14 protein-coding genes are annotated in these 8,898 nt (G+C 73.9%); all 14 read left to right on the top strand.

What is annotated here, in order from left to right; genetic code table 11:
• Positions 1 to 49: 49 nt before the first annotated feature.
• The 14 genes from AC4IJH_RS42665 (at position 50) to AC4IJH_RS42600 (ending at position 8,842) form a co-directional block, all read left to right on the top strand.
• Positions 50 to 628 (top strand): DUF6919 domain-containing protein, encoded by a 579-nt coding sequence (locus AC4IJH_RS42665; protein ID WP_490857431.1) that lies wholly within the window; start codon positions 50 to 52, stop codon positions 626 to 628.
• A 130-nt stretch (positions 629 to 758) separates the two neighbouring features.
• Positions 759 to 920: a hypothetical protein gene (locus tag AC4IJH_RS42660; protein WP_330269920.1), complete on the top strand. Its 162-nt coding sequence runs from the start codon at positions 759 to 761 to the stop codon at positions 918 to 920.
• 80 nt (positions 921 to 1,000) lie between these two features.
• Positions 1,001 to 1,609 carry a hypothetical protein gene (locus AC4IJH_RS42655; RefSeq protein ID WP_490857430.1) on the top strand — a complete coding sequence of 203 codons (609 nt, stop codon included), beginning with the start codon at positions 1,001 to 1,003 and terminating at the stop codon, positions 1,607 to 1,609.
• On the top strand, positions 1,606 to 1,935 hold the full coding sequence (locus AC4IJH_RS42650) for a hypothetical protein (RefSeq protein WP_490857429.1): 330 nt from the start codon (positions 1,606 to 1,608) through the stop codon (positions 1,933 to 1,935). The genes AC4IJH_RS42655 and AC4IJH_RS42650 overlap by 4 nt, the downstream gene beginning before the upstream one ends.
• Before the next feature lie 91 nt (positions 1,936 to 2,026).
• A complete protein-coding gene (locus AC4IJH_RS42645; protein WP_330269917.1) occupies positions 2,027 to 2,743 on the top strand; it encodes a GGDEF domain-containing protein in 717 nt (238 codons plus the stop codon).
• Entirely contained in the window at positions 2,743 to 3,582 is an 840-nt protein-coding gene (locus AC4IJH_RS42640; protein ID WP_330269916.1) for an ATP-binding protein, read from the top strand. Before AC4IJH_RS42645 ends, AC4IJH_RS42640 begins: the two co-directional genes overlap by 1 nt.
• A gap of 185 nt (positions 3,583 to 3,767) precedes the next feature.
• The gene (locus tag AC4IJH_RS42635; RefSeq protein ID WP_330269915.1) at positions 3,768 to 4,361 is read left to right on the top strand and encodes a hypothetical protein; all 594 of its coding nucleotides are present in this window, start codon (positions 3,768 to 3,770) and stop codon (positions 4,359 to 4,361) included.
• Positions 4,358 to 5,080, top strand: coding sequence for a hypothetical protein (locus tag AC4IJH_RS42630; protein WP_490857428.1), 723 nt, complete (start codon positions 4,358 to 4,360; stop codon positions 5,078 to 5,080). Before AC4IJH_RS42635 ends, AC4IJH_RS42630 begins: the two co-directional genes overlap by 4 nt.
• A 9-nt stretch (positions 5,081 to 5,089) precedes the next feature.
• Positions 5,090 to 5,578 (top strand): hypothetical protein, encoded by a 489-nt coding sequence (locus AC4IJH_RS42625; RefSeq protein WP_330269913.1) that lies wholly within the window; start codon positions 5,090 to 5,092, stop codon positions 5,576 to 5,578.
• Positions 5,575 to 6,237, top strand: coding sequence for a hypothetical protein (locus tag AC4IJH_RS42620; RefSeq protein ID WP_490857427.1), 663 nt, complete (start codon positions 5,575 to 5,577; stop codon positions 6,235 to 6,237). Before AC4IJH_RS42625 ends, AC4IJH_RS42620 begins: the two co-directional genes overlap by 4 nt.
• Positions 6,234 to 6,512 carry a hypothetical protein gene (locus AC4IJH_RS42615; protein WP_490857426.1) on the top strand — a complete coding sequence of 93 codons (279 nt, stop codon included), beginning with the start codon at positions 6,234 to 6,236 and terminating at the stop codon, positions 6,510 to 6,512. Before AC4IJH_RS42620 ends, AC4IJH_RS42615 begins: the two co-directional genes overlap by 4 nt.
• Before the next feature lie 286 nt (positions 6,513 to 6,798).
• The gene (locus tag AC4IJH_RS42610; RefSeq protein ID WP_164342747.1) at positions 6,799 to 7,185 is read left to right on the top strand and encodes a hypothetical protein; all 387 of its coding nucleotides are present in this window, start codon (positions 6,799 to 6,801) and stop codon (positions 7,183 to 7,185) included.
• Between the two features lie 73 nt (positions 7,186 to 7,258).
• Positions 7,259 to 7,696 carry a DUF2742 domain-containing protein gene (locus tag AC4IJH_RS42605; protein ID WP_330269909.1) on the top strand — a complete coding sequence of 146 codons (438 nt, stop codon included), beginning with the start codon at positions 7,259 to 7,261 and terminating at the stop codon, positions 7,694 to 7,696.
• 258 nt (positions 7,697 to 7,954) lie between these two features.
• Positions 7,955 to 8,842 carry a hypothetical protein gene (locus AC4IJH_RS42600; protein WP_490857425.1) on the top strand — a complete coding sequence of 296 codons (888 nt, stop codon included), beginning with the start codon at positions 7,955 to 7,957 and terminating at the stop codon, positions 8,840 to 8,842.
• Positions 8,843 to 8,898: the final 56 nt, after the last annotated feature.

The raw sequence follows: 8,898 nt of genomic DNA, 5'->3' as shown, positions 1-8,898 counted from the left end.
CCCCCCCCCCCCCCCCTCGCCCGCGCGACCGGGCGGAGAGGAACCTGCCATGCCCCGCTCAGCAGCACGTGCCTGGTCCTCCGCACGTACCCTGACTGACCTCGGTGAACTCACCGCGCAGTGGCTGGAGGGCTCCCTGGCGACCCTGCCCGGCGGCGCCTATCGAGGAGGCCCCGACGAGGAGACCGGCCCCCTGGTGCCCGTGCTCGCCGCCCTGAACCGGTCCGGCTTCGTCACCCTCCAGTCCCAGCCCGGATGCGACGGGCCCGCCTTCGACGGCCGCCGCTGGCAACAGCGCGCCGCCGTCATGTGCCTGACCGACGCCGCCGGCCTCCAGCAGCTCACCCGCACCGCCAGGGGCGCGGGCCTGCTGTTGGCCGCCCACCGCGCCGACCGCCCCGGACCGGTGCGCGACATCCTCGTCACCGCCTGGGGCGGGAACGGGCACACCGGCTTCGGCGGCCGCCTGCGCAAGTCGCACATCCGGCGCGAGTACGCCGGATGCCACCGCGACGCCGTACGAGCAGCCCAGGACGCCCGTCAGGTCACCCTCGTCGATCCCTGCTGGGGCCGCGACACCCTGCTGTGGCCCGAGCTGAGCAAGCTGCTCGCCACCGTGGCGAACTGACCCTGACCCGCCCCGGATTCGCACCCGACCCGTTGCGAATCAGGTTCAAGACTGGTATTGTTCTACGTGTTGGGAGGGGGTGGCACCCCGACCGACACCACCACTCGAAACCCGACCACCGGAGGCATCCGTGCCCACGTCCGAGACCGTCAAGAAGCTCCAGGCCGAAGCCCGCGCGACCTACGAGAAGCACAACACGCCGGAGAGGGCGGCCGCCTTCCGCCTTCAGCGCGGCCAGGCGCAGACCAACGGCAACGCCGCGGCCGGTGCGCCGCGCGGCCCGCGCACCTGACCCCCACCCGGCCACTTCCCGGGGCGGCGGCCGCTCAGCCGACCGTCGCCCCGGCCTTCTCCGCACGGAGCTCGCTCAAGATGACGACCTGTCCGACCCACCAGACCACCGCCCCGCCGGTGCCCGACATGCCCCACCGCACCCAGCGCACGAGGCTGGTGTGCAAGGGCTGCGGCGCCGCCGCGGGCAGCCCGGAGGAACGCCGGGCCCACCACTGCCCGTGCTGCGGCGAGCGGTTCGCGGACGGCTGCACCGGAACGCCGCGCCGCCGCACCTGCCCGCACTGCGGCACCCTCGACACCCACACCGGCCAGTGGCTCCCGCCCGCCGACCCCCTGGCGGACTTCCTCGCGAAGCGCTACACCCGAACCCCGTGGTTCCGGGCCTGGGAAGAGGCGTCGATCCGCTTCGGGCACGACCTCGCCCACCACCTGGTCCAGGTGACCACCGAGATCGACCGGACGCACATGTACGGCGAGATCGTCTTTGGCCGGCACGCGCTCGGCGTCCGGTACAGCACGCGGTTCGAGGCCGCGAGCCCCTGCCCGCGCCGTGACGAGTGCCGCCGGGGCCGCGTGTGGACGCCCGTATGGACCCGCGAGGACCTGCTCAACGTGCACCTGCACGGCGCGGGCCCCGGGGCATCCGGATGCGACCGCGCCCGGATGCACGCCGAGGGGGCGGGATGAGCCTCTACACCCTCCGGCGTCGCGACCACGTACCCCGCAACACCCGGGTCATCGTCGGCTGGGACGCCCAGCTCGCCACGTTCTACACCCAGGTGTGGCAGGTGCCCCGTCGCGACGGCGCGCTGATCCGCAACCTCGTCGCCGCGGGCATCCACCCGTACGAGATCGACGACCCCGCCACCGTCGTGGACCTGGCCCGGCCCTACGTGCACATCCCCGAGGACCTGCACGAGCGGCTCGCCGCTGACCGCCTCACCGAGGACGACCCGACCGAGGGTCGCCTGCGGGGCGCCCTGGTCAAGCGGTGGGCGGTTGCCGTCCGCTGAACTGCCCCGGGGCGGCCGTCACGGCCGTCACCCCGTCCGCCGCCCCGGGCCCTCCCCTTTGATGCGAACACCGAAAGGAAGCCACCCCATCATGCCGTCCGCGATAGAGACCGGCGCCCTGCTCGACCGTGCCCGCACCGACCTCGCCCGGCCCGACGCCAGCCCTCACGAGCTGCGCAGCGCCCTCGCCCAGGTCGTGCCCGCCGTCGAGATGCTGCTGGCCGAGGTCTCCACGCTCAGCGGTCAGCTCGCCCAGGCCCGCACCTGCCCGGTCACCGGACTGCCCACCCGAGCGGCATGGACCGCGCGGGCCCGCGAGATCGTCGCGGCGGGCCCGGCCGCGGCCCTCCTTGTCGATCTCGATGCGTTCAAGCCGGTCAACGACCGGTTCGGACACGACGCCGGGGACGCCGTCCTTGCGGCCGTCGGCTCGCGCCTGGCCGAGTGGGCTGACGCCGAGGGCGCCGAGGCCGGGCGGCTGGGCGGCGACGAGTTCGCCGTGATCCTCCCGGACGCCTCCGACCTGCCCGCACGCGTGGCCCGCCTGCACGCCGCGCTGACCCGGCCCGTCCGGCACGAGGGCCTGCGCCTGGAGGTCGGAGCGTCCATCGGCACCGCCCGCACGGTCGATACCGACCCCGGACCCGCCGGCACCCATGGTGCCCTGCTGTCCGCGCTGCTGAAGAACGCCGACGCCTCGATGTACCGCGCCAAGGGGCGCGGCCGCCGAGGCCGCCGCCTGGCCCGGCTTCTCCCCCTGTCCACCCGTCGGCTCGCCGACGTCCTCACCTTCCGAAAGGCCGCTTGATGTCCGCCGCTCCGATCACCCTGCCGTTCGAGACGCCCGCGCTGATCCTCCTGGTCGGCGCGAGCGGCACCGGCAAGACCCGCGTATCGCGGATGTTCCAGCCCAGCCAGGTCCTGCGGGCCGACGACTTCCGCCGGATGTGTGCCGACGACCCCGGGAACCAGTCGGTCAGCGGAGCCGCCTGGCAGGCCCTGGAGACCGTGCTCCGCGCGCGGCTCGCCCTGCGCTTGACGACGGTCGTGGATGCGACCTTCGCCGAGGAGGGCCTGCGCCGCCGCTTCGCCGAACTCGCCGACGAGTACGGGGTCCTCTCCTATGCGCTGGCGATGAGCACGCCGCCGGACCTGGCCCACACCCGCAACGCCGCCCGGACCGGCACCACTCGTGTCCCGGCGCACGTCGTGGACAACCAGTTCGCCCAGCTCCGTGAGGCGTCCCCCAAGGCCGAGGGCATCGACCGGACCGTCCTGGCCGAGACCCTCCCCGTGCTGGGCGCCGCGCTTCAGCGGCTGGCCGCCGAGGAGGACCGGACCGCCGACCTGGCCGACGTCCGCCGCGTCTTCGGGGAGGCTGCGACCGAGCTGTTCGCCTGGGACGCCACCAGCTCCGACCCGCAGTTCCGCACCGGCACCTTCGCAGCCGGGAGCGAGTCCCTGTGCGTGCGGTGGGTGGACGACCGCGACCCCTTCGACTGGCGGTTCGAGGCCCGCGTGCCCTGCCCGAGCGGCTGCTGTCCCGGGCCGGCCTGGACGCCCGTGCGGTCCGTGGCCGAGCTGGCCGCGGCGCACCAGAACACGCCCGTCGACGACGCCGAGTGCACTTACTGCGACTGGGCCTGACGGCACTGACGGAACCGCACCGGAACGTCAGCCGGCACGAGGAGAATCACAGATACCCCCGTGCCTTGCGGACCGCCATCGAATGAACCCGCCCGGAATGTCCGAGCGACGCGACAGAGTGGGGTCCGGGGCCGCGGATATCGGCCCCGGACCCCGCCCGTCCAACCTAGGAGAAGCAACCGCCCATGAGCGACACCACCGCTCTGGATGCCGCGCAGGTCGGCATCCGCATGGCCACCCGGGACCTGGGGGGCCGCGCACTGTACGGGTCGCGCGTCTTGTACGTCCCCAGCGTCCTGGCCGAGGCCGCCGATCTGCTCGCCGAGATGTACGAGGCGGGCCAGCGCCACGGCATCACCCCCGAGGACTGGGCCGCCGTCACCAGCCTGCCCACCGGCGTAGTGGACGCCCTCGCCGCCCGCTACTGCTCCCACGTCAAGCTCACCAGTACCGAGCTGCACACCGCCCGGGACACCCTGATCGGGGAACTCGGCACCAAGGGCCTCACCGTCCGGCCCGGCCTGCGCATCGCCGTCGACCCGCCGGCCGGCGGGCCGCGCTTCGGCTACCAGGGGCGGGAGGCGCCCCTCTCGCTCGCGCTCACCAGCGGAGGCTGGGACATCCGCGTCGACGAGCCCGCCAGCGACCGCCCGCACCCGATCGCCGCCCCCGCCACCGAGGAGGGCGCCCGCGAGGTCGCCGAACTCGTCCGCAAGATCCTTTGCGGCGAGGCCCCCAACCCGTTCGCCCGCCCGGCCGTGAAGGAGCCCAGCGCATGACCGAGAACCCGGCCCAGCGCCGTGTCCTGCTCCCCGATGACGAGGACTGGCTGGCCCTGTTCATGAACATGGAGGAGCCCCTCCTCCAGCAGCTGGCCCTGAACACCCGCGCGGTCCGCGCAGGGGAAGAGGACGTGTGGCAGCTGCCCGCGGACCTGGACGGCACGGCCGCCCACGACGCATGGGGGCGCCTCTTCCAGGCCCTGCCCGCGCCGCTGCGGCACACCGCCACGAACACCGGCCGCTACGTCCCGAGCGCCGCCCGGCCCCCCGGGCAGTACACCCTGTACGCCCCCGACGGACGTTGGGAGCACACCCCGCTGTACCCCGTCGACATCGACCCGCGCGACGTCGACACCGTGGCCGCCGTCCTGGCGCACTTCCGCCGGGCCGTCGAGGGCCAGGACGACACCGAGCTCGCCGACTTCCTGGAGCAGCTGGCGGGTGACTGGGCCGAGCCCGGCCGTGACGGCGATCCCGAGAAGCTCGTCAACGACTTCGCCCGCGGCCTGGCCGTGCTGAACCTGGACCACCAGCCCGACACCGAGGTGCTGCTCACCGCCGTCGCCGCAGCCGGCCCCGGCCAGGAGCCGCCCGAGCGGATCGTGCTCACCCCGGCCCAGGAAGACGCCTACCAGCGCTTTGCCACCCGGCTTTCCTCCGCGGTCGCCGGGACCAGCGCGCACGACTATGCCCTGCACCGCTTCGCCAACAACTGAGAAGGCCCCATGCGACACGACGTCACCCCGAGCCCGGCATCCCTCTCCGCAGAGGAGATGTGCGCGGCGCTCACCGCGGCCGCCACGCTCAGCGGCAGCGAGCTGAAGCGCGCCGCGACCCACCTGGTCACCTCCTCCGGCCTGCCCGGCCGGGCCGACTTCGCCCGCCACATCACCCTCACGTGGGCGGAGGTCCCGGACATCGGCCGCGCCCTGACCGCAGAGCTCGACCTCACCGCCCTGCGCGCCGACGAGGGGGTCTACCTCACCGGCACCGACGAGAAGCTGCTGACCCTCGCCCTCAGCTACGCCAAGGGCCGCCCCGTCCCCCTCGACGCCTACCTCAACGGCTTCGGCCACCAGACCGCCCTGAGCGTCCTGGAGGCCCACATCATCGGCATGGGGATGGAGGGGTTCCTCTCCGCGGCCGCCGGCGGCCCCCGGCTCGACGAACTCAACGCCCTGCACGCCGAACTCGGCATCGGGGACGAGCAGTGACCGGCCTGGACGCGCTCGCCGCGCACCTGGACTACACGACCCCCGAACACCGTGAGGGCTGCACCGCCAAGGGCTGGGAGGTCGACTACCGGATTCACCGCACCGTCCGCGAGAGCAGCTACAGCGGCCACTCCTGCCCGCTCGACGCCGAGGACAACCTGTGCGGTCACGGCGACGCCTACCGGGCCCTCACCGTACGGATCTACTGCCCGAAGTGCGGCGCGGCGACCAAGCTGGACGCCGAACTCCCTGCGACGCCGCAGGTGTTCGACACCGGCCGACTCGGCATGGGCACCAAGCCCCGGCGCTGCGGACAGGTATGGGTCTACCAGGGGCCGCCGCCCCGGCGCGGCATCATGCTCGACCCGCCCGGCGATCCCCGGTGGTACCTCGTCGCACGCCGCAACGCGCTGCGGCTCGCCCCCGAGGACATCGTCGGCGCCATCGAACCCGGCTTCGGCCCCCGGGGCGGACCGGGCTACACGGTCAGCTACGGCCTCACCGAGCTGTCCGCGCCGGAGCCGGGGGAGCGGCCGACCCCGGTGTTCCGCCACCACCCCCGGGCCGATGACCGCTTCTTCACCACCGTGACGGCGGCCGCGCGGTGGCTCGACGAACACGCCGCGACCGAACCGGCCATGGCCGGGAGAACGGTGTGAGCGCCGCGCTTCCAGTGCCCGCGCCGCTCTACGCCGCGTTGCAGGTGTGCCACCCCGAAAGCCTGCCCGGATGGCTGAGTGACGCCATCCCGCGATGTGCCACCGCGGCCGCGCCGCTCCAGCTCGACGAGCACCAGGTCGAGGAGCTCGCCGACCTCACGGCCAGCACGTGGTGGGAGTGCCAGCAGGCCGCTGCCGACGACACCCCGCTCGCCGAGAGCTTCGCCAGGGCCTGCGAGGAGACCCTGACACTGCTGGGACGCGCCAGCAGCTGACCACCGAACGGACCGACGGCCCGCGCCCTCCCCCGTGGAGGCGCGGGCCGTCTGCGTACTCGCCCCTCCTTCTGCGGCGGGAGGCCGGCGCCACGAATCCGAACGCTGCCGGCCCCGAGAAATCCCCTGGTCAAAGGCCGTTTCCACCCTTCCGAATCGGGCCTAGAGCTGGTATTGTTCTTCGTGTTGGAAGGGGGTGGCACCCCGACCGGCACCACCACTCGAAACCCGACCATCGGAGGACCCTTTGACCCCTGCCTGCCGTGCCCGAACGGCCATCGCCGCGATGCTCGCCCACCCCCAGGCGACCCGGCGGCCCACCCCGTCCGTGAAGGCCGCCCGCGCGGCCCTCCGCTCCCTGGGCGCCCTGTCCCGCGAAGCCCGACGCCGCGAAGGCGCCGCCACCGCGCAGGAGCTGGTGGACATCGCCGTGAGCGACGCGCTCACCGACGCCTTCCACCTCGCCCGCACCTACGCCCTCAGCCCGCAGGACCTGGAGCAGCTCCACCTCGTCCGCCTCTCCGGGCGGCCCTTCCCTGAACGGATCAACGACCGCGCCGCGGCCCTCGTCTGCTACGTCGGCAACCTCCGGAGGCTCGCGGACGCGTACGGACTGAGCGAGGACGCCCTGCTGCACCAGGCCGAGGAGAACTACAAGCACGAGATCGCGTGACCCCTGCCGGGGGCAGCGGATGGCACCGCCGCCCCCGGCACCCCCTCGAAACCCCATGCCGGAGGAGAACCCCGTGAACACCGCAGATGCCGCCCAGGCGTGGGCCGTGCACCAGGTCACCACGCTCGCCGACGGAGCCGGGGACTGGAACGTCCCGCCGTACGGATCGCTGGCCTGGAGCCAGCTCCCGCCCAACGACCCCCGCCGGTTCGCCGCCGTCGTCGAGGCCGCCGAACGATGGCGCCGCCAGGAGGTCGAGGAGGAGCGCCTGGAGCGGCTGGCCGACGAGGACCCCGCCGCCTGGTACGCCGAGGTGACCGCCGCGGCGAACGAGGAAGCCCGGCGCCTGGCCGGCCGCCTCGCACGGATGCGCACCCAGGCCGAGCGGGACGCCGCGCACTCCCGCCGGCCGCCCCACCGGCTCCGCGCCACCCCCGGCTGGCCCCCCGTCGCCATCCCCGGCCAGCCCGGCCGCTACCTCCGCCCCACCGCTCACCTGGCCGCCGCCTGAGCCGGGCGCCCTTCTGCCGAGTGCAGGCAGTCCGCCGCCTGCGGGCCCGCCGTGGTGCTGAAAAGCGGCTGGCAAGGAGAGGGGTCGGCCCGGCCCGGAGGGCACGCGCAGCGCCGCGAGGAATCCGAGAAAAACCCTGGTCAGACCCCCTTTTCGGCTTCCGTTTCCGGCCCAACACTGGTAATGTTGTCCCTGTTGGAAGGGGGTGGCGCCCCGACCGACACCACCACTCGAAACCCGACCTCGGAGGGCACAGCCGTGACCGACATCAAGACCCGCTACCGCTACGGAACGCCGGACGCCAACGGGCGGACCCCCGTCTTTGTGGACGATGCAACCGACCCGGCGGGGCACGTGTGGCGTACGGCGCGCGGCTCCTCGCCCTGGAAGGCACTGGCCACCGGAGATGAGCGCAAGCACGCGACCGATCACACCCGCAAGCACCTCGCCGCGGAACGACTGGTGACCATGGTCGACGTCCGCGCCTCGGCCGTCACCGAGACCGAGCGCCGCCGCGCGCGGCGTACGCAGGCCCCCGCCGGATGGCGCTTCGCCACCTGGGACGAGATCGAGCGCGAGGGCTACCGTCACGTCCGCCCCGTCCACCGCGCCCCCTACATCAGCGGCAACGAGGGCGAGCGCTACCCCGACACCTTCGCCGCCCAGCCGGTCACGCTCCGCCGGATCACCCGCCTGCACAACGGCTGTGTCGTCCTGGCCGGCGCCGAACGCGGCGAGCACTCCCCGTACGTGCTCCTCATGGACCCCGCGCACGCCGACCTCGGAGCCCTGATCCCGGAGCGGTCCGCACGGTACGCCGCCCCCGGCGACTGCCCGGCGTGCGAGCAGGCCGCCCCGCTGTATCAGGTCGGCACACGGCTCGGGTGCGCCAGCTGCACCGCCGCCGACCTCGGCGTCCCCGCCGATCACCTGCCCGCGCCCATCGAGGACGACGGTGCGGTCTGGTGGCGGGTGGGCGACACCGCCCGCCGGACGTTCGCCCTCCCGGAGCAGGACGGACACGCCGAGACCGGCCGCGTCATCGAGACCGCGACCCACATCACCGACCGGTCGCGCCGCGTGCACGTCGACTACGGCGGCCGCTGGCCGATCTCGTCCGCCGCCGCCGAACTCGCCCCCGCGTAACACCCTCCCCGGGGGGGGGGGGGGGCCCCCCCCCCCCCCCCCCCGCCCCGCCCCCC

Source organism: Streptomyces sp. UF-297 (assembly GCF_058245575.1).
Note: the sequence above shows the minus strand (reverse complement) of the source record. Positions and strands in the feature narration are given on the sequence as shown.

Bases quoted from the DNA above. Each gene is read 5' to 3' on its own strand.
- AC4IJH_RS42665 (WP_490857431.1), top strand. From the start codon at position 50: ATGCCCCGCTCAGCAGCACGTGCCTGGTCCTCCGCACGTACCCTGACT.
- AC4IJH_RS42655 (WP_490857430.1), top strand. From the start codon at position 1,001: ATGACGACCTGTCCGACCCACCAGACCACCGCCCCGCCGGTGCCCGAC.
- AC4IJH_RS42650 (WP_490857429.1), top strand. From the start codon at position 1,606: ATGAGCCTCTACACCCTCCGGCGTCGCGACCACGTACCCCGCAACACC.
- AC4IJH_RS42645 (WP_330269917.1), top strand. From the start codon at position 2,027: ATGCCGTCCGCGATAGAGACCGGCGCCCTGCTCGACCGTGCCCGCACC.
- AC4IJH_RS42640 (WP_330269916.1), top strand. From the start codon at position 2,743: ATGTCCGCCGCTCCGATCACCCTGCCGTTCGAGACGCCCGCGCTGATC.
- AC4IJH_RS42635 (WP_330269915.1), top strand. From the start codon at position 3,768: ATGAGCGACACCACCGCTCTGGATGCCGCGCAGGTCGGCATCCGCATG.
- AC4IJH_RS42630 (WP_490857428.1), top strand. From the start codon at position 4,358: ATGACCGAGAACCCGGCCCAGCGCCGTGTCCTGCTCCCCGATGACGAG.
- AC4IJH_RS42625 (WP_330269913.1), top strand. From the start codon at position 5,090: ATGCGACACGACGTCACCCCGAGCCCGGCATCCCTCTCCGCAGAGGAG.
- AC4IJH_RS42610 (WP_164342747.1), top strand. From the start codon at position 6,799: ATGCTCGCCCACCCCCAGGCGACCCGGCGGCCCACCCCGTCCGTGAAG.